Source organism: Neorhizobium sp. PAMB6716 (assembly GCF_058242805.1).
The window spans coordinates 1,041,080-1,061,079 of record NZ_JBZAYW010000002.1 but is presented as its reverse complement, the minus strand read 5'-3'; the positions used below and the strand labels follow the sequence as shown (position 1 = coordinate 1,061,079).

Genomic DNA, 20,000 nt, shown 5'->3' with positions numbered 1-20,000 from the left:
CCCTTAATCTACAGAAAGTCAGCGACCCTGCCAGATGGGGGCCCGTTTCTCCTGGAAAGCCCGCACACCTTCGCTGGCATCCTCGCTCTGCAGCGCCCGAACCAGCGCGGGTGTGCGCAGAGACTGGGCTTCGGCCGGTGAAAGATGCGCGGTGCGGTTGACGGTCTGCTTGATCGCCCGCAGGGATAGCGGCGCGCAGGCGAGCAGATCGGCGACCCATCGTTCGACCGCCTCGTCCAGTTCCTCACGCGGGGCAACCTCGTTCACGATGCCAAAACGCGCCATGTCGCTTGCCGAAAACTGCCGGCCGCTCAACATCACGCCCATGGCCTGGTTAAAAGGGATCTTGCGCTGCAACAGCACCATGCCGCCATCCAGCGGCATACGCCCGACGCGGGCTTCCGGCAGTCCGAACCTTGCATTCTCGGAGGCGATGACGATGTCGCAGCCGAGCACCATTTCAAAACCGCCACCCAGCGCAAAGCCGTTGACCCTGGCAATGACAGGCACGTCGAGAGACCGACGAAAAGCGATGCCGCCAAAACCGGCCGGGCGAGCAAAGGCCCAGTAATCCAACCCGGATTTACCGCTGCCGCCCTTGAGGTCGGCACCGGCGCAGAACGCCTTTTCACCCGCCCCGGTGAGCACAACGCAGCTGACATCGTCACGCGCTTCGATCTCACGCCACACCGCCTCGAGCGCCTCTTCGGTTGCCGCGTCCACCGCATTCATCCGCTCAGGCCGGTTCAGGGTGACACGGGCAACCCGCTCGCGGATCTCCAACAGCACGCTCATGCGGCGTCACCCCTTAAGGCCTCAGGCGTGGATGGAAAGAACTCCGCATTGTGCTCACCAAGCGTCGGCGGCGCAAGGCGCACCGTCACGGGCGCGGCCGAGAGCGCTATGGGAGATCCCACCAGCCGCACGGGCCCGGCCGGCGTTTCGCCAGCCTCCAGCACCATGCCGTTGATGCGGGTCTGCTCGTCGTCCAGGGCCTCGGCCAGCGTCCGCACCGGCGCACACAGGATATCGACATCCTCCAGCCGCTTCAACCAATGGGCACTGGAGTTTTGTGCAAAGCGGTGGTGAAAGATGGCCTGCAGGGCCGAACGATTGGTCATCTGCCGGTCGAAATCGGCAAAATCGGGCTTGAGCGAGAGGTCCTCCATCTCCAGGGCGGCGCATATATCGCGCAACGGGTTCTGCTTGAAGGCGCCGACCATGACGATCTCGCCATCGGTGGTGGCAAAGCAGCCGGTCAACGGAAAGGCCCCCCAGTTCAGCTTTTTCTCGCGCATCATCCAGGCGGCCCCCTCCTGCATCTGCAGGGCGATCATCGACGAATACAAACTGACCGAGACCTGCTGGCCCTCGCCGGTCTTGGCCCGATGCAACAGCGCCAGCAGGATGCCCTGGGCCAGATGCATCCCAGCGGCATAATCGGCCAGCGGCGTTGCATAGATCGAGGTCGGATGGGCCTCGTCACTCTTGCGCTTCATCAAACCCGTCAGCGCCTGGGCCAGAATGTCCTGGCCGCCCTTGTGCCGATAGGGACCCTCGAGGCCGAAGCCGGTTCCCACGGCAAAAATCAGGCGCGGGTTGAGCGTCTTCAGCGTCTCGTAGCCCAGTCCCATGCGCTCCATCACGCCGGGCCGGAAATTGTTGACCACCACGTCGGCATCCTTAATCAGGTCGAGGATGCCCTTCAGCACGGCGTCCTGCTTCAGATCCAGCGCCAGGCTCTTCTTGTTGCGATTGAGCGAGCAGAATACCGGGTTGTTGAGCCCGTCCGGATCCAAGCCCAGCGACCAGCGCGACAGGTCGCCGATTTTCGCCTTCTCGATCTTGATCACCTCTGCGCCGTAATCGGCTAGGGTCTGGGTGCAGCAGGGGCCGAGCATGACCTGGGTGAAATCGATGACGCGGATGCCGTCGAGGGGAAGGGTGGTCATTCGGCAGCCTCCAGGAATGATGCATTGGCAGACGGCCTGTCGCCGGGATCTGCCCCTTGCGCACGCAGGCTTTTACGAATCTGGCCTATATCGGCCTGTCGCACGGTAACGCCGGCATCTAGCGCGACGACGGCAGCGACACCGGCAGCCTCGCCCATGGCCATGCAGGGCGGGATTTCGCGGCTCGATTTCTGTGCCTGCGGCGTGGCGGAATAATGCCGGCCGGCCACCAGGATCTGGTCGATTTCGCGTGGCAGCATGGCCCGGTAGGGGGTGTAGTAATCCCGGCCGCGGCAGACGGTATCCTCAAAATGCCTTCGGCTTGCCACATCGTCCTTGGTCACCACATAGTCGCCCTGCAGCAGGCGCGTCTGGCGCACACCGGTCTGTGGCGCAAAATCCACCACATAGGCCTTTTCGAAACCCGGCAGCTGTTCGCGGGCGAAATCCAAGAGCTTGCCGATGCGGGTGCGCCCTTCCATTTCCGCCGTCGTCAGGTCCTCGACCCTAAGGCCGGAGAGCTTGGGCATATGCGGGCAGTTGAGCCAGATAACACCGGGCAGCGGCGTCTTCAGCCACCAGAAGGACCAACAACCGCCGATCAGGCGCTTGGCCTCATGGTCCAGTCGCTTGAAGCGTTCCGGCTCCTCATGCTCGAAGCGTTCGGCAGCGTCGGTATCAACACCGCCCCAGCGCGACACGGTGGTCAGGAGAAAATTGTCCTCGATATGCGCCGCGCCGGCATTGGCTGCAACGTCGAGGTCGCCGGTGGTATCGATGATCACATCGCCCATGATCGCCTGCTGACCGGCCTTGGTCTGGCAAACCACTCCTTTCACCACGCCATCCTCGACGATGGTGTGCGAGAACCAGCTGTGGGTGCGAAGTTTCACGCCGGCCTCGCGGATCAGGTCATAGGCCGTGCCCTTGAAGGCATCGGGATCGAAGGCTGCGGAAAAGCACACCGGATGCGGCATGGTCTGGGTGTGGAAGTCGAACAGGCCCCAGCGTGACCAGCGGCGCCAGGCCTCCGGCGTGGCGCGGATATGGTCCTGCATGTCCTTCGCATCGGGCGTGACGCACAGGCCCTTCTTCTGCATCCGCTCGATCATTTCCAGGCACAGCCCGCGCACGGTGACCTCGTGATCGTTCGTCATGTCATCCAGCACCAGCACCATGCCACCGGAGGCAAGACCGCCCAGATAGGGATAACGCTCAAGAAGGGTAACGGAGGCGCCGTTGCGTGCCGCCGAGACTGCGGCCGAGATGCCAGCCGGTCCGCCGCCGACGACGACCACGTTGGATCTGTCGACGACCGGGACGTCGGCCGCGGGTCGGTGAATTGTCAATGTCATGGCTGATGTCCTGTCGATTATAACGTCAGTGGTTGCTGGTCTTCCAGCGGACGATTTTCTTTTCCGCCAGCGACACGATGGAAAACAGCGTGACGGCAAGGGCTGCTGCAATCATCACCGTGGCGTAGAGCAGCGGCGAGCGGAAATTGTAGGTGGCCTCGATGATCAGCGCCCCGAGCCCGAAGCTTGATCCGATCCACTCGGCAACGATGGCACCCATGACGCAACTGGTGGCAGCGATGCGCAGCGCGGCAAAAAGAAAGGGCATGGAGGCCGGGAGGCGGACCTTCCAGAGGATTTCCATCTGGCTTGCGGAAAGAACGCGCATCAGGTCCAGCATGGCGGGGCTTGCCGACCGCAGGCCCTGGACCATGTTGACCAGCGTTGGAAAGAAGCAGATCAGGCCGGCAATGATGATCTTGGGTGCCACGCCATTGCCGAAGATCAGCACCAGGATTGGTGCAAGCGCGATGATCGGGATCGACTTGATAAAGACGGCGATCGGATAAAAGGCCTTCTCCGCATTGCTGTTGTGAACGAACCAGACGGCAAGCAGGATGGCCGCGAGATTGCCGAAGAAGAAACCTGCCAGGGCTTCCATCAGGGTCGGAAGCAGGTTCGTCCACAGCACGCCGGCATTGTCGCGAAGTGCGGCAAGCACTTCCAGCGGGGCCGGTGCCATGAAGGTCGGCACAGAAAAGACCGTGATGACGGACTGCCACAACACGATGCAGCCGATGGCCGCGGTGATCGTCGGCCAGCGGTTGGCAAGCCAGTTCATCACGCCCTTCTGCAGGCAAACACCAAACGGCAGCGGCGCATCCTGACGCCCGGACATATCCGCATCGCCGGCGGCAATTTTCGTGGAGGGTGCAATGTCGCTCATCAGCATTCCTCCAGAAGGGCACGCAGATGTGCGGTGATCTTCACGAATTCCAGCGTATCGCGGATCTTCAGCGAGCGGGGGAAGGGAAGGTCCACCTTCAGGAACTCCTTCACGCGGCCCGGATGGGATTGCAGCATCAGCACATGCTGGCCGAGAAACACGGCCTCCGGGATGGAGTGCGTGACGAAGAGGATGGTGGTTCCGGTCTCCTGCCAGAGGCGCAGCAATTCCTCGTTCAGCTTGTCGCGAGTGATTTCGTCGAGCGCGCCGAACGGTTCGTCCATCAGAAGGATGCGCGGGCGCGTCACCAGCGCTCTTGCAATCGCCACACGCTGGCGCTGGCCGCCGGACAACTCGTCCGGCAGGGCATTTTCGCGTCCCTTGAGGCCGACCATGTCCAGCAGTTGCGCAGGATCGGCATAGGAACTGCCGGGACCATGCCGGCCGACTTCGAGCGGCAGGCGCACATTGTCGATCACAGTTCGCCAGGGCAAAAGCGTTGCCTCCTGGAAGACAAAGGCAAAATCGCGGCCTTCCCGCGCCTGCCTTGGCGTTTGCCCGTTGACCGAAACGGAGCCGCCGCTGATCGGCACGAGGTCAGCGACACAGCGCAGAAGCGTCGATTTCCCGCAACCCGATGGACCCAGCATGGTGACGAAACCGCCCTGCGGAATATCCACGGACACTTTTGACAGTGCCGTGAACTGCGATGCGCCGCTTCCGAAACGGATGTCGAGATTGCGGATGGAAACGGCAGGCGCGCAAAAAGCCGCGTCCATGGGCGTGTGCTCTTTTGCAAGACCGGCTGCCATGACGGTTATCCCACCTGCTTGCGGATGTCGGCGGTGGCGTCGAGGATCGCCAGGCTCATGACGTCATCGACAGTCGGCACCGAGCCCTTGAACTGTCCGAGATCGGCATAGGCGCCGAGCTGGGCCTTCCAGTTGTCAGCATTCATGGCGCCCCAGCCGCTTTTCGCCGTCACATCGTTGAAGGCAAATTTCATCAACGGGCCAATCGCCTCCAGTTCGTTCGCCTTGTCGAGATTGGGGTAGGCCTCCACCAGAAGCGACACGGCTTCCTCCTGGTGATCGCGGGCATAACCCCAGCCCTTGGCCGTGGCGCCGAGGAAACGTGTCAACTCGTCTGAATGCTTGGAAAGCTGGGCGTCCGTGGTGTAATAAACGTTGGCGTAAAGCTGCAGCCCGCCATCCCACAACATGAGATCGACACGGTCGTCGCCGAGCACCTTGAGGGCGCTGGTATTGGTGAGCCAGCCGGTTACGGCATCGGCCTGACCGGTGATCAGCTGGTTCATGTCGGAGCCCATGTTGACCATCTTCACCTGGTCTTCCGCAATGCCGTTCTTGGCGAGAAGCGCCCGCAGCAGGATGAAGGCCGTCGGTTGCGTCGCAATGGTCTTGCCGATCATGTCCTTCGGCGAGGCAATCGGCTTGCCCTTGCGCGAGAAGTAAGCAAACGGGTGCTTCTGATAACCGGCTGCAATGGCTTTCACCGGCATGCCGGCAGAGCGGGCCAGCATGACCGACGGGCTCGACGAGATCTGTCCGAGCGTCGATTGCCCGGCTGCGACGCCTGCCACGCCATCGACATTCGGGCCACCGGGCACGATGTCGAGCGTGATACCCGCATCCTTGTAGAACCCTTTCTTCATGGCGACGACTTCGCCCAGAATTCCGTTGGAAGCCAGCCAGCCGAGCTGCATGCGGATCGTTGCATCGGCGGCGCGGGCGCTGGAGATGCTGACGAGACTTGAGGTGGCTGCAAGCGTGCCCGCAGCGGCGCTGCCGGCGAGAAATCCGCGCCGGTTCATCGATAAATTGGACATCTGGTTCCCCTTTTTGGAGCGCGACTGTGACCGGTCACGCCGTATGCCTTCTGGCACTGGGGGAAATGATGCGGGAAGGAAGCGTTCTAAGAAAGAAGAATTTTTAGTTTCTTTCATTGCCGATATGGCAACGCATTTTAGGCAGGATCTGGTCGGCAAGACGGCCGCCGACGCGGCCGCAGGTTTTACAGATCAATGCAAACCTTTGCCCTTTCCTGAATGCGGTTCATGTCTTCAGGGCAGCATCTCGATCGCCAGCCGTTCGGTGAAACGTGCCTGCGGGGCTCTGCGTCAGTCCTTGCGCCGCCGCCCCATCAAGGCGAATGCTGCGAGACGGCCACGCGAAAACCGTTGCCGCGCCAGTAGCCATCCGGTTCAAGGCTGCCGCGATAGGTGGTGCAGGCCTTGAGTTTTCCGCTCGAAAAACATCCGCCCCGGAGTACGCGACGGATACGCGGGCCAGCGTCCGGGTCTTCCCGCCCATCGGTTGCGTACGGGTAGCGGAAGGAGGGCGTCGTCATGTCGTCGCCCCAGAGCGTCGTTGTCCATTCCCAGACTTCGCCAGCCATGTCAAAACAGCCAAAGGGGGAGCGCCCCTTGGGAAACAACCCGACAGCAATAGTGCGGTTGAACCCGGCTTCCTCCGAATTGCAGGCATCCTCTTCGAACACCGTGCCCCAGGGATAAACGATGGTCTCGTCGCCGGCATCCGGCTGGTCGCCGCGGGCTGCCCGTTCCCATTGCGGTTCGGTGGGCAGGCGCACCACATCATGCGGCTCGATCCGGCCTTCGGCGCGCCACCGCAGCGTCAGCCAGGCGCAGTAGGCGTTCGCATCATGCCAGGTGAGATCGGTTGCCGGCGCGTTGCGGCGCTCGGGGTCGTGCGCCTCGGGGCTTTTCCACGATCGCCCGGTCTCTGCGATAAAGCGGGCGTAATCGGCATTAACGACGGGATAACGACCGAGGCGAAAGGCCTCCACGGTGACCGGATGGGCGGGCGCGGAATTCGGATGGGTTGCCGATCCGAAAGTAAATGTGCCGCCGGGGATATCGGCAAGCGCCTGCAGATCGCGCGGATCACCGAAATACGAGAGCGTGCGCGCGGCGCGTTCACGGCGATAGGCCGAGAGGCGGCCCCCTTCGACAACCGACAGAAGAAGCGGCAGCACATGCCGGCGAAGTTCCGGTGCCTGTTCCAGAAATTCGGCCGCGAGCAACGCGCCGTGGAACGGCATGTCACCGGGTCCGGCCAGAAGTGGCTCGATCAGCGGTGCAATCGGCCGGCCGCTTGCCAGCAGCCGGTGGGCAAGGTTCTGGATCAGCGGCTCGAAGGCCTGCGGGTTCTCGCGGTAGAGCGCTACAGCCTCTGCCGGTGGATGAAGATAAAGCTCGTTTGCGGCAAGCAGGGTCGAAAACCGGAGGCCCAGCGTCTGCAGTCTTTGCAGGATCGCGTCATTCTGTTCGACACCATCGCCTGTGACATACGCAAGCGCATGACGTGTCACCGCCATCGGATCGACGCCGAGCTGCCGGGCGACCCCGCCCGCCCAGGCATCGGCGAGGGCCTGTTCGCTGTCCGGCTCCGTCTGCGGCTGGATTTCCATCCGGGCCCCGAAGAGCGCCGGGCTGGCGGTCAGGCTCGAAAGCAGGTTTACCGGCATTTCGGGTGCGCCCGCCCGCCGCTGGCTGGCAAGAAGCGGCAACAATTCATACCGCGGCAGATCGGCAGGCAGCGGCCAGTCGCGCACAATTCGGCTATCACCGAGCAGAAGGACGCGCACATGAGGTGTCGTGGCCTGAAACTGCCGCACCTGTTCGATCATCTGCGGCCCCGCCGCCTGAAGGGCGTCGATGCCGTCGACAATCACCAGCAAGCCGGCATCGCCATTGCGCCAGGTATCGCTCTCCAGAAGGTCGCTGAGGCCGGGCAGGCGGCGGTCGATCAGGGTCTCAAGCGTCAGGCCCGCTTGCGCATCAAGGATCAGCGGCACAAGGTTCGGAATGTCGAACATTTCGGGCGCGGTATCGCCGGCTTCATTGCGCACGATCATGCGGGCAGCGGTCTCTCCCGAGGCAATCTGCCAGGCAAGGTGGCGGGCAAAGCTGGTCTTGCCGGCGCCGCTCTCGCCGGTGAGGAGCAGCAGGGCGTGGTCACGCACCATTTCCACGGCCGAAAAGTGCTGCGGTACAGGGGGCGGGGCGCCGTCCGCAAACACGCGCAAGCCCTTGGCCGCCTTGTCCTCGTCGGTGAAATTCACGAGAAGCGGGATGAAACCCTCGATCAGCGAAACAGGCCGGCCCTGCGGCCCCTCGTCCGGCAGGACATGAACCACGGTGCTTGCTGCCGTGGCGACGGCCTCCGTTCGCAGGCGATCAAGGGCATCATGCATGGCAGACCTCAGCGGAAAAGTTTGGCGACGTCGGGATTGTGAAAGCGCTGGATCTCGATGGCATAACCGGCGGGATCCTCGAAAAAAAAGTGTTCGCAGAACGTGCCGCGCAGCATGTCCGAAAGACCGGGCACTTTTGCGGCAGAGAGCTTGTCATGCCAGGCCTGAACCTCTTCGCTGACGATGGTGAGCAGCACGGCACTTTTCGGCTGATGCTTCAGGTGGCCCCGATTGCCATCGACAATGCCGAAATAGCTGTTGGGCGCGATGCGATAGATGCGCGCCATGGTCTGGTCGAGCACCAGTTCGAAGCCCAGCACCTCCTCGTAGAAGGGAATGACGGCGTGGATATCGTCGTAATAGAAGAAGGTGATCGAATAATCTCTGGTCATAAGCTTTCTCCGGATCAGGCGACAACGAGCGTGCCCTTGTGGTCAATCGACAGGCCGCGCAGACCCTTTCGGGCGGCAAACACGTCGACAGGATGAATGATATAGAGCCAGGGCGGGTTGTCCCTGAGGCGCGACAGGCAGTGGCCATAGGCTGCTTCGCGGGCTTCCGGCGCGACCGCCGCGTTTGCCGCGGCAATCAGCCGCTCGGTCTGCGGATCGTCGAACCCCTGCCACCAGACGGCTTTGGTAACGCTTGAAATCTTGTCGTTCAGGATGCGGTAGGTGCTGTGCGGCGAGGAATCGAAGATCGCCATGTCGCCCATTTCCTTGCGGCCGATCTGGCGGGCATATTCCGGCCGATCCTCCTCGATCTCCACATCCACGACGAGGCCAATGGCCTCAAGCGACCGCGCCACAAAGGCACTGATCTCAGGCGCCCGCTCCGGCATGAAGGTGGGGCTGCGTAGACAGATACGCCAGCCGATGGCGCCGATCTCTTCCAGAAGCGCACGGGCCTTTTGCGGATCATAGGCGATCGGCTCCAGTTTGGCCGAGGCCATGCCGAGGTGAAAGGGGCTGACGACGGAAGATGCGGGTATGGCGAGGCCGTGAAAAATGTCCCCCACGATGGCTTGTCTGTCGACGGCGTGGTTCACGGCAAGCCGCGCCTGCGGGTGGCGAAAAAGCCCTGTCGAACAGTTGAGGTAATACATCACCGAAAGCGTGTTTTCAGCCTGACCCCAGTCGAAGGCCGGATCGAAATCCGGCTTTTCGTGCATGCGCTCGAGATTAAGCGCTGCGTCGGCCTGCCCTTTCTTCATGAGCGAAAACCGCTCTTCAGCAGAAGGCTCGGCCAATGCCACAATCCTCTGCGGCGCAGCGGTGGCGTCGAGCCTTTCCAGTGTCACCCGCCTTCTGGGCTCGAAATCCGTGACGCGGAAAGGGCCGGTGCCAAGCGTCGGCGTGCCATCCGGAGCGATGCGGCAGATGTAGAATTCGGAGAAAATATCGAGGATATCGGCAATCGGCTTCGGATTGCTGACGCTGACCGTGTGGTCATCGGGGGCGGAAAGGGTCGCATCGGCGAGATAACGCGCATAAGACCATTTCATGCCAAAGGTGTCGACGGCCTCCAGAATACCGTCGATGAAGGCGAGGATGTCAGAGGCCGTGCAGGGTTTACCGTCATGAAACCGGGCACCGTCGCGGATCCGGAACTGCCATTGGCATCCTTCGTGATTCCGCGACCAGCCGGAAAAAAGCGCCGGCAAAACCTTACCGTCACGCCATTTCAGCAGCGGTTCGAACACCAGGTTTTTCAGCGTCAGCACGCTGGTATCATCGGTCACGCGCGTCGGCGGCAGGAAATCCACCTTTTCGAGCGCGAGGGTCAGGGTCTCTTCTGCCATGGAGGCCTCAGTTGATCTGCGTGCGGCGGCGGGGATTAAACCAGTCGGCAAGGCTGTCGCCGATCAGGTTGAAGGAAAGGACGGCGAGCAGAATGGCGCCGCCCGGCGCCAGCACCACCCAGATGGCGCTTCTGGCATATTGCAGGTTGAGCGCCACGTCCGCGCCCCATTCCGACAGCGGCGGCTGCGCGCCAAGCCCCAGAAAACCAAGGCTTGCCGTCTGCAGGATGGCACTGCCGAGCGCCAGCGTCGATTGCACCAGAAGCGGGCCGACGCCATTGGCAAAGATATAACGCAGGAGGATGCGCCGCGACGACAGGCCAAGCGAAACGGCGGCCTCCACATAGGGCTTGACGGAGATGGCAAGCGCCTGTCCGCGCGCGACGCGGGCAAATTGCGGGGCAAGTGTGATGGCAACGGCCAGCATCGCATTCTGCAGGCTGGGGCCGAAGGCGGCCGCAAGCGCGATGGCGAGAACCAGTGCCGGAAAGGACAGGATGGCATCGACGACGCGCATAATCACCGTATCCGTCCAGCCCCCGACATAACCGGCGAGTGTGCCGAAAAACACGCCGATGACGAAGGCGAGCCCGACAACGCCAAGCCCGATGGCAAGCGTTGCCCGCCCGCCATACATGATGCGGGTCAGGATATCGCGGCCAAAGGAATCCGTTCCGAGCCAATGGGCAGCGCTTGGTCCTTCGAGCTTGTGCAGGATGTCGAGCTTGGTTGGCGTATAGGGGCTGACGAAGGGGCCGACAAAGGCCAGAAGCAGAAGTGCTGCGAGGATGAGAGCGCCGACAAACGCCAGCCGGTTGTGCCGGAAAAAGAGGATCGTCTCGGTCATGGTCAGTCCATCCTCCGGCGAATGCGGGGGTCGAGCACGCCGTAGAGCAGATCGACGATGATCGAGGTGGTGACAAAGAGCAGCGCAAACACCAGCGTCGTGCCCTGGATGACCGGATAATCGCGGTTCTTGATCGCCTCGAACATGTAGCGCCCGATGCCGGGCCAGGAGAACACGGTTTCGGTGAGGATCGCGCCGCCGAGCATTTCGGCAAATTTCAAACCGATCACGGTGAGCGCTGGCATCAGGGAATTGAGAAGCCCGTGCTTCAGCACCACCTGATGGCGATGCAGCCCCTTGGCGGTGGCCGTGCGGATAAAGTCCTCGCCCATCACCTCCAGCATGGTGTTGCGCACGAAACGGGCAAGCGTGGCTGCCAGAAACAGCGCGAGAACCGTGACCGGCAGGACGAGATGCGCAAGGCCGCTCAATGCTGCTGACGGATTGCCGGCAATCAGGCTGTCGAGAATGATGAAGCCGGTGACCGGCTCGACGGTCAGATAGGCATCGAGCCGTCCCGACACCGGCAGCCAGCCGAGATGGGTGGCAAAGATCAGTTGCAGCACGAGTGCCAGCAGGAAGGCGGGCATCGAAACGCCCATCAGCGAGACGACGCGCAGGGTGTGATCAAACAGCGTGTTGGCTTTGACGGCGGAGAGAACGCCAAGCGGAATGCCGACGATGATAGCAACGAGAACGGCCAGCACCGACAGTTCGATGGTGGCGGGCAGGCGCGCCAGAATTTCGCGCAGCACTGGCTCGCCGCTTTTGAGAGACAGGCCGAGATCGCCATGGGCAAGGCCGACGAGATAATCGGTAAACTGCAAAAACACCGGCCGGTCGAGATGCAGCTGCGCGCGAAGTGCTGCGATCTGCTCGGAGGTGGCGCCCGGGCCGAGCAGGGTCACGGCGGGATCGCCGGGGATGAGGCGGACCAGCGAAAACGCGATGACCAGCACAATGGAAAGCACCGGGATCAGACCGATCAGCCGGCGCAGAAGAAAGTTCAGCATGGGCTCGCAGCCGCTCCTGTTGCGGATGCGCCATCAGAAGACGGCGCATCCGGTCTGTCGTATCGCAGGTAACTTACCCCTTGGACACGCTCCAGTATTCGTTGAGCGGCGGGGCGCTGTTGATGACGAGACCCTTCACGTTGGAGCGGGCATAAACGATGAGCTTGGGGCTGAACAGATAGGCGCCCGGCACCCGCTTCATGATCTCTTCCTGCACGGTGAAATAAAGCTTCTTGCGGGTTTCCATGTCGGCGGTCTGCTGCGCCTTGAGGATCAGCGCATCAAGATCCTTGTCCTCAGGCATGCGGAAGGTCATCGCCGTATTGGCAAGCGAAGACAGGTAACCGATGGTGATATGGGCATCCGGATCGTTGTACCAGGGCTGGCGACCATCGAGTGCCACATCGAACTGGCCGGCGGTCTGCAGCGTGCGATAGGCCGGGAATTCGGTCTGCTCGATCGTCGCATTGATACCGATATCGGCAAGGTTTGCCTGCACGAAGGTGGCAACCGCGCCCCAGAGCGGGCCCTGGAAGCTGTAGAGCTTGATGGTGAGGCTGGTCGGATCGATGCCGGCCTCCTTCAGAAGTTTTGTGGCCAGTTCCGGATCGTATTTCGGTGCAAGCTCCTTCACCTTCGGATCGAAGGCCCAGCTGTTCGTGGTCAGCGGACCATAGACGCGCTCGGCCGTGCCGCCGAAGACACCGGCGAGAAGGCCGTCATAATCGATGGCGCTGGCAATGGCCTTGCGCACCCGCACGTCGGCAAATGGCCCGTCCTTCTTGGAATTGTTGAATTCCAGCTGGCGGATGATCTGGCTCGAGGCTTCGAGAACCTGCACATCCTTGTTTTTCTTCAGCGAGGCGATGTCTTCGGCGGCAATGGCCGAGAGCTGGCCCTGCTGCTGGACGACATCGACGCCACCGTTTTCAAGCTCCAGCCGGCGCGTGGAGGCATCCGGGATGACGCGGTAGACGATGCGCGAGAGTTTTGGCGCGCCGCGGAAATAGGAGGGGTTGGCCTCCAGAACGACATTGGTATCGGCCTGCGCGCTCTTGAACATGAAGGGACCGGTGCCCACGGGGTTCTTGGCAAAGCTGTCGCCGAATTTCTGAACGGCGGTCGGGCTGACAATGGCGGCCTGCGGCTGGGCGAGAATGGAGAGGAAGGCGGGGTAGGGCTGCGCCAGGCTGATCTTCACTTCCGTCGGCGAGACGACCGCGATATCGGAAATCAGGCCGAACGTCGCCTGCACATAGGAATTGGTCTTCTTGGTGCGTTCCAGCGAAAACTTCACCGCGGCCGCATCAAAATCGGTGCCGTCATGAAACTTGACGCCGGGGCGGAGCTTGAAATCAAACTCCTTGCCATCGGCCGACACGGTCCAGGTTTCAGCCAGGCGGCCTTCCACCTTGGTGAAATCAGGTGCGGTCCAGGCGACCAGCGTGTCGAACACGTTGAGGATGATTTCGCTGCCGATGGGCTCGGCCTTGTTGGTGCCGGGCTCAAGCGCCACCGGATCGGACGGCACGGCAACGACCAGCGTTTTCGACTGGTCCTGGGCCTGGGCGTCGATTGCGCCCGCAAGGAGCGGCACCATCAATCCCAGAGTGGCAAATTGCTTCCAGACGGTCATTTGTGATGCATCCTTCCTGTTGTGTGAAGCCTTGAGGGTGTTCGCCAAGGCCGGTGGCCGGGGAAAAGCTGTCATTTCCCTGTGATATTCCACGAAATATATCATGGGTTCACACCCTGTAAAGGTCGCATGCCTGCTTCCTATCCAGGAAACATGTTTTGCCTATTTTATACTCTCTTACCGAATGAATTTACTGAATTTAAGCACTGCGATGGCCTGTTCCGCCGCTTATTCAGGCAGCGCCCCGGTCACCACCGGCCGGTCCGGGTCCGTTACCCAATGCGACCAGGAACCGGGATACATGGCAGCCTCGATGCCAATGGCGGCAAGTGCCAGCACCGAATGGGCCGCCGACATGCCGGCGCCGCAATAGACGCCAACCGGCTTTGTGCCATCGGCGCCAAGCGCGCCATACATCGCGCGCAGCGTGTCGCTCTCGGTGAAATTGCCGTAATCGGTCACATTATCGGGGGCAGGGGCAGAAAGGGCGCCGGGAATATGCCCGCGCGGCGGCTGCCCGGGGCCTGCTACCCCGCCGATATAGTTCGGGCGGATGCGGGCATCGATGAGCACACCGGAGCGGGCAAGATCGAGCGCCTCGTCCGGGCCGAACTGCGGCATGTGGCCACCCGTCAGCGTGACCGTGCTGGGTTCCGGTTGCGTTTCGGTGTCGCTGACCGGCAGGTCGGCGGCAAGCCAGGCGGGAAAACCACCGTCGAGAACGCGCACATCGGAAAATCCCGCCCAGCGCAGCACCCACCAGGCGCGCGCCGCCGTCATGCTGCGGTCGGCATCATAAACCACGATTGTGTTGTCGTGCCTTAAGCCCCAGGCGCGTGCCTTCTCCTGAAAATCCTCGATACGGGGCAGAGGACGCTGGCCGGCGCTTGGCGAGGCTGGCGACTGGAAATCCCGGTACGCCTCAGTATCGATGGCGCCTTCGATGCGCTTGCCGGTAAAATAGTTTTGGCCCGTATAAGGATTGACCGAGTGGACGGCGAGGATGGTGATGTCATGGCCGGCAAGCCGCATCGCCTGCAACTGCTGCGGGGTTAAAAGCACGCGTTCACGGATCGGATCGGTCATCGTCTGCCTTGTCCATGGGGTCCGACGGGGACGGCTAGAGCGTCAGGCCGGAGCGGCCGTTGGAAATGAGCGCCGTCAAAATGCCGACGCGGGTGTTTTCGTTGTGGCGCACCATGGCAACGCGCGCCGCATCAGAATCGCGCTTGCGCAAGACCTCGACGATCTCGTGATGGTCGCGGTTGGTTTCCGGGTTCACGTCACGCATGCGGGCGCCCATATAGAAAAGCCGGGCGCATTCCTCGAGATGGCTGATGACCAGCGCATGCAGGCGCGGATTGCGCGAGGCCCGCGCGATGGCGGCATGAAACGCCTGGTTTGCTTCGACAAAACTGCGCACGCTGGCATTTTCGCCCAACTCGTAGTTGACGTCGGCCAGCCTATCCAGTTCATCGAGTTCTTCAGCCGTCAGGTTTTCAGCGGCGAGAGCTGCCGCCGATCCCTCCAGCATTTCGCGGATAGCGAAGAGGTCGTTCATGTCCTTCACCGTCACCGGCGTCACGCGGTAGCCGCGGCGGGGATAGGCTTCCATGAAACCTTCGACGCAGAGCCGCGCCAAGGCCTCGCGCACCGGCGTCTTGCTCACGGAAAGCTGCTCGGCGAGTTCCGGTTCGGACACTTCCATGCCCGGCGGCATATCACCGGTGATGATCCGCTCACGCAGGCTCGCATAGGCCATTTCCGTCAGCGACTTGCCGCGACGGGCCGTCTGGGGTTCGCCTGGCTGGTCCATATCCGCTGCAATCTCTGTCATTCTTCGTTCCGTTCGCAAGGTCGCTGCCGATATAGGCGCTTCATGCGTTTCCCGCTATACCAGTGGCGCGCTTGTGCTTTGACAGGCCGAAATCCCTGAGATATTACGTAGTATATTAACGGCGGTTCGTGTTGACCGCAATCCCTGTCATGCCCCGGGTGCCCCAGTGTCTCAGATTCTCGTCATCAATCCCAACAGTTCCGTCTCCGTGACGCGTTCGATGGAGGATTGCCTTGCGCCGGTGCGCGCCGCCTCCCGCCATGACGTGATGTGTACGGAACTGGCCAAATCGCCGCCGGGCATCGAAACCGATGCACACGCGCAGGAAGTCATCCCGCATCTCATCGAAAAGATCCGCGGTTCGGATGCCGATGCCTTCGTCGTCGCCTGTTTTTCAGATCCGGGCATCGATACGGTGCGCAAGGCAACGACGCGGCCAGTGATCGGCATTGCGGAAGCCGCTTATCTCGCAGCACTCGGCCTTGGCCGTCGTTTCGGCATCGTCTCGCTCGGGCCGTCCTCGATTGCCCGGCACCTGCGCTATCTCGGCCATCTCCACCTCGATCAACGGCTTGCCGGCGACCGCTCCATCGACATGACGGTGGTGCAGCTGATGGCAACGGATGCCGCCGAACAGGTTGCCCGGATCGGACAGGCATTGCGGGACGAGGATGGCGCCGATGTCATCATTCTCGGCTGCGCCGGCCTTGGCGGTTATCGGTCCGAGATCGAGGCCCTGCTCGGCCTTCCTGTGGTCGATCCGGTGCAGGCCGGGGCAGCACTTGCCTGCACCACGGTTGATTTGAACTATACGAGGACGCTTGCATGAGCTTTGATCTTCTCATCCGCGGCACGCTTATCCTGCCCGAGGGACCGCTGGAAAACGGCTGGCTTGCCGTCCGGGCTGGCCGCATCGAGGCCATCGGCACCGGTGAGGCGCCAGCGGCAGACGAAGTGTTCGATGCCGCCGACAACCTGGTCATCCCCGGTGTCGTCGACGGCCAGACCCATGCCGGCAGTTTTGGCGGCCTGAAGGGCATCGGCTCGACCACCCGCTCGGCCATTGCCGGCGGCGTTACCACCATTGTCGACATGCCCTATGACAATCCGGCGCCGCTCAACACCCGCGAGCGGTTGGACGAAAAGATCGCCGCCATCAACGAACATGCCCACGCCCATGTGGCACTGTATGCGACCGTGATGCCGGGGCAGGACATGGGCGAGGTGGCAGGCCTTGTCGAGGGCGGTGTCGTCGCCTTCAAGATCTCCACCTTCGAAAGCAGCCCGACACGTTTTCCCCGCATCGGCGCCGACCAGATGCTGGATCTCTTCGAGGCGCTGGCACAGACCGATATTCCGCTCGGCGTCCACAACGAGGACCAGGAGATTGTGCGTGCCCGCATTGCCAAGGCGAAAGCGGCTGGCCGCGATGGCATCGAGGCGCATTCGCAAAGCCGGCCGCCTGCCGCAGAACTTGCCGCCACCGCCCATTTCCTTGAACTGGGAGCCGCAGCCGGCGCCCACGCGCATATCGTCCACCTGACATCGTCGCGCGGTTTCCAGCTGGTCGAGCATTACCGCGCCGATGGATTTCGCACGACGGGCGAGCTTTGCGTGCATTACCTGTGGTTCGATCCGGCAACCGATGGTGCGCTCGGCGCGCGCATGAAGGTGAACCCGCCAATCCGTCCCGGCGAGATCGAGCCGCTCTGGCAAGAAGTGCTATCGGGCCGCGTTGCCTTTGTCAGCTCGGATCATTCGAGCTGGCCGATCGACAACAAGTTCACCCCGTCCATCTTCGAGGCCGGCGCCGGCGTGCCGGGGCTCGAAACGCTGCTGCCGGCCTTTTATACCGGTGCGGAAAACCGCGCTCTTGATGCGCCGCAGCTCACCGTTTCGCAGCTTTGCGAACGCCCGGCGCGCTTCTTTGGCCTTTATCCGCAAAAGGGCGTTTTGGCCGTCGGCGCCGATGCGGATATCGTCGTTCTCAACCGCGAAACCTATCCGTGGGACAGCGCCAAGGCGCATGACGATCTCAACTGGAGCCCGTTCGACGGGCGCAACTTCACCGTGCGGGTGGCCCGCACCTATCTGTCCGGAACGCTTGCCTTCGATGGCGCCTCCGTCGTCAACAAGGCCGGCGACGGCACCTATGCCGCCCGTGGCGCCAGCCGCTGGTTTTCCTAACAACTTTGCCGCAACATCCGCCCACAATCTGATTGTCGAGAGAGAGCCATGACCCGCATTTCTGCCGAAAGCAAAGGCGTCTACATCATCGCCGTCACGCCGTTTCGTGAGGATGGCGCCATCGATACCGCAAGCGTCGACCGCATGGTCGATTTCTACCTGGACAAGGGTGCTGACGGACTGACCATTCTCGGCATGATGGGCGAAGCGCCAAAACTGACGCAGCAGGAATCCATCGAGGTCACCCGCCAGGTGATTGCACGCGCAGGGAACAAGCCGGTCGTGGTCGGCGTCTCTGCGCCGGGTCTTGCCGCCATCGGCGAACTGACCAAGGCGGTGATGGATCTCGGCGCTGCCGGCGTCATGGTGGCGCCGACCGGCGCCCTTCGCACCGACGACCAGATCCTCGGTTATTACCGCAATGTCGTGGCAACGATCGGCCCGGACGTGCCGCTGGTGCTGCAGGATTTTCCGCTGGCAACCGGCGTGCAGATTTCCACCCGCACCATCGGCGCCATCATCGAGGCGCTGCCGAGCATGGTCATGCTGAAGCATGAGGATTGGCCGGGCCTCGACAAGATCAGCGATCTTCGCAACGCGGAAGCCACTGGTCGCCGGCGCATTTCCATTCTCTGCGGCAATGGCGGCGTGTTCCTGCCGGAAGAAATGGGCCGCGGTGCCGATGGCGCGATGACCGGTTTTGCCTATCCGGAAATGATGGTGGATGTCGTGCGGCTCACCAATGCCGGGGATATGGCGCGCGCGCAGGACCTTTTTGATGCCTATCTGCCGCTCGCCCGTTTCGAGCAACAGCCGGGCCTTGGCCTTGCCGTGCGCAAATATGTGCTCGCCAAGCGCGGCGCAATCGCCAGCCAGGCGCAGCGTCGACCGGGCGCAAGCCTTGGCGCAAAGGCCGTTGCCGAAGTGGATAACCTGATGGCACGGCTGGACAGGCGGCTTGCCGAACTGGCTTGATGCCGGACTGGCTTGATGCCGGACATTTTTTGCAGAGCCTCCGTTGAGGCATTGGCCGGACAGGGTGACCTCATGACGTCCTTCGACTTCGATACGCTGATCGAGCGCCGCGGAACCGACGCAAAGAAATGGGCCGCCTATCCGGCAGACGTCCTGCCCATGTGGGTGGCAGACATGGATTTTGCAGCGCCCCCGTCGGTCATCGAGGCGCTGCAGGCCCGCGTCGAGCATGGCGTGTTCGGTTATGGCCTGCCGCAGGATGCATTTCGCCAGCAGATCGTCGATGACATGCAGGCGAAATATGGCTGGGCGATCTCGGCCGACGATATCGTCTTCCTGCCGGGCGTCGAGCCCGGCTTCAACATGGCACTGAAATCGGAAACGAAGCCCGGCGACGGCCTGCTGATCCAGACGCCGATCTATAGTCCCATCCTCAATGCGCACCGTCATTGGGGGCTGGAAAGCATCGATGCGCCGCTGGTGACGACGGCCAAGGGTTACGAGATGGATACGACAGCGCTGGATGCGGCCATGGCGAAAAGCCGGGCCTTCCTGCTCTGCAATCCGCACAACCCGACCGGCAAGGTGCTCACGCACAGCGAACTGACGGCCATCGCCCAGTCCGCCATTCGCCACGACGTTCTGGTGATTGCCGACGAAATCCACTGCGAATTGCTGCTCGACGGTCACCGCCACATCCCGATCGCCTCGCTCTCGCCGGAGATCGCAGAGCGCACCATCACGCTGATGTCGGCCAGCAAGACCTATAATATTGCAGGTTTGAAGACCGCTTTTGCCATTGTCCCAGACGCCGATCTCCGCCGGCGCTTCAACGCTTCCCGTCTCGGGCTGGTCGACAGCGTCAATGTACTAGGCCTTGAGGCCAGCCGGGCAGCCTACGCCACGGCCGGTGCCTGGCGCGATGCGCTGCTCGCCTATCTGCAGGCAAACCGCGATTACCTGCAGGGCGAACTCGCACGGCGCTTTCCCGCCATCCGCATGGTACCCGCACAAAGCACCTATCTCGCCTGGCTGGATTGTTCGGCGCTTGAGCTGCCCGAACCGCCGCAGAGCTTCTTTCTCGACAGGGGCCGGGTCGCCTTCAGCGCCGGTTCCGATTTCGGCTCGAACTATAGCCAGTTCCTCAGGGTCAACTTCGGTTGCCCGCGCCCTCTTCTGGAGGAGGGGCTGGCACGCATGGAAAAGGCGCTTTCATCGCGCCTCTAGCGTGGCGATAAAGCCGAAAGCATGCGACTGGCGCTGGCGCTGACA

General features: G+C 62.3%; 18 protein-coding genes. 4 read left to right on the top strand and 14 right to left on the bottom strand.

The window, feature by feature from the left end:
- Positions 1-18 precede the first annotated feature (18 nt).
- The 14 genes from AC4CWH_RS23445 to AC4CWH_RS23380 all read right to left on the bottom strand — a co-directional run bounded on the left by AC4CWH_RS23445 (position 19) and on the right by AC4CWH_RS23380 (position 15,566).
- Positions 19-795, bottom strand: coding sequence for an enoyl-CoA hydratase-related protein (locus tag AC4CWH_RS23445; RefSeq protein WP_491286029.1), 777 nt, complete (start codon positions 793-795; stop codon positions 19-21).
- A complete protein-coding gene (locus AC4CWH_RS23440) occupies positions 792-1,952 on the bottom strand; it encodes a CaiB/BaiF CoA transferase family protein (protein WP_491286031.1) in 1,161 nt (386 codons plus the stop codon). The genes AC4CWH_RS23445 and AC4CWH_RS23440 overlap by 4 nt, the downstream gene beginning before the upstream one ends.
- Positions 1,949-3,307 (bottom strand): FAD-dependent oxidoreductase, encoded by a 1,359-nt coding sequence (locus AC4CWH_RS23435; RefSeq protein WP_491321671.1) that lies wholly within the window; start codon positions 3,305-3,307, stop codon positions 1,949-1,951. Before AC4CWH_RS23435 ends, AC4CWH_RS23440 begins: the two co-directional genes overlap by 4 nt.
- A 25-nt stretch (positions 3,308-3,332) precedes the next feature.
- The gene (locus AC4CWH_RS23430; protein WP_491287784.1) at positions 3,333-4,088 is read right to left on the bottom strand and encodes an ABC transporter permease; all 756 of its coding nucleotides are present in this window, start codon (positions 4,086-4,088) and stop codon (positions 3,333-3,335) included.
- A gap of 104 nt (positions 4,089-4,192) precedes the next feature.
- Positions 4,193-5,005: an ABC transporter ATP-binding protein gene (locus tag AC4CWH_RS23425; protein WP_491286035.1), complete on the bottom strand. Its 813-nt coding sequence runs from the start codon at positions 5,003-5,005 to the stop codon at positions 4,193-4,195.
- Positions 5,006-5,010: 5 nt separating this feature from the next.
- Complete coding sequence (locus AC4CWH_RS23420) at positions 5,011-6,042, bottom strand: ABC transporter substrate-binding protein (RefSeq protein ID WP_491286037.1); 1,032 nt, start codon at positions 6,040-6,042, stop codon at positions 5,011-5,013.
- Between the two features lie 314 nt (positions 6,043-6,356).
- The gene (locus AC4CWH_RS23415; protein ID WP_491321670.1) at positions 6,357-8,432 is read right to left on the bottom strand and encodes a formylglycine-generating enzyme family protein; all 2,076 of its coding nucleotides are present in this window, start codon (positions 8,430-8,432) and stop codon (positions 6,357-6,359) included.
- Positions 8,433-8,440: 8 nt separating this feature from the next.
- Positions 8,441-8,824 (bottom strand): VOC family protein, encoded by a 384-nt coding sequence (locus AC4CWH_RS23410; RefSeq protein ID WP_491286041.1) that lies wholly within the window; start codon positions 8,822-8,824, stop codon positions 8,441-8,443.
- A 14-nt stretch (positions 8,825-8,838) separates the two neighbouring features.
- Positions 8,839-10,233, bottom strand: coding sequence for an ABC transporter substrate-binding protein (locus AC4CWH_RS23405; RefSeq protein ID WP_491321669.1), 1,395 nt, complete (start codon positions 10,231-10,233; stop codon positions 8,839-8,841).
- A 7-nt stretch (positions 10,234-10,240) separates the two neighbouring features.
- The gene (locus tag AC4CWH_RS23400; protein WP_491321668.1) at positions 10,241-11,080 is read right to left on the bottom strand and encodes an ABC transporter permease; all 840 of its coding nucleotides are present in this window, start codon (positions 11,078-11,080) and stop codon (positions 10,241-10,243) included.
- Positions 11,081-11,082: 2 nt separating this feature from the next.
- On the bottom strand, positions 11,083-12,093 hold the full coding sequence (locus tag AC4CWH_RS23395; protein ID WP_491321667.1) for an ABC transporter permease: 1,011 nt from the start codon (positions 12,091-12,093) through the stop codon (positions 11,083-11,085).
- A gap of 73 nt (positions 12,094-12,166) precedes the next feature.
- Positions 12,167-13,729 (bottom strand): ABC transporter substrate-binding protein, encoded by a 1,563-nt coding sequence (locus tag AC4CWH_RS23390; RefSeq protein WP_491321666.1) that lies wholly within the window; start codon positions 13,727-13,729, stop codon positions 12,167-12,169.
- A gap of 228 nt (positions 13,730-13,957) precedes the next feature.
- Positions 13,958-14,815, bottom strand: a complete 858-nt coding sequence (locus tag AC4CWH_RS23385) for a sulfurtransferase (protein ID WP_491321665.1) — start codon at positions 14,813-14,815, stop codon at positions 13,958-13,960.
- Between the two features lie 34 nt (positions 14,816-14,849).
- Positions 14,850-15,566, bottom strand: coding sequence for a GntR family transcriptional regulator (locus AC4CWH_RS23380; protein ID WP_491286053.1), 717 nt, complete (start codon positions 15,564-15,566; stop codon positions 14,850-14,852).
- A gap of 166 nt (positions 15,567-15,732) precedes the next feature.
- On the opposite strand from AC4CWH_RS23380, the gene AC4CWH_RS23375 reads away from it, so the two are divergent.
- The 4 genes from AC4CWH_RS23375 (at position 15,733) to AC4CWH_RS23360 (ending at position 19,955) form a co-directional block, all read left to right on the top strand.
- Positions 15,733-16,395, top strand: a complete 663-nt coding sequence (locus tag AC4CWH_RS23375) for an aspartate/glutamate racemase family protein (protein ID WP_491321664.1) — start codon at positions 15,733-15,735, stop codon at positions 16,393-16,395.
- Complete coding sequence (locus AC4CWH_RS23370) at positions 16,392-17,753, top strand: dihydroorotase (protein ID WP_491321663.1); 1,362 nt, start codon at positions 16,392-16,394, stop codon at positions 17,751-17,753. Before AC4CWH_RS23375 ends, AC4CWH_RS23370 begins: the two co-directional genes overlap by 4 nt.
- A gap of 48 nt (positions 17,754-17,801) precedes the next feature.
- Positions 17,802-18,728, top strand: a complete 927-nt coding sequence (locus AC4CWH_RS23365) for a dihydrodipicolinate synthase family protein (protein ID WP_491321662.1) — start codon at positions 17,802-17,804, stop codon at positions 18,726-18,728.
- 72 nt (positions 18,729-18,800) lie between these two features.
- Positions 18,801-19,955: a MalY/PatB family protein gene (locus AC4CWH_RS23360; protein WP_491286060.1), complete on the top strand. Its 1,155-nt coding sequence runs from the start codon at positions 18,801-18,803 to the stop codon at positions 19,953-19,955.
- The last annotated feature ends 45 nt before the right edge of the window (positions 19,956-20,000 follow it).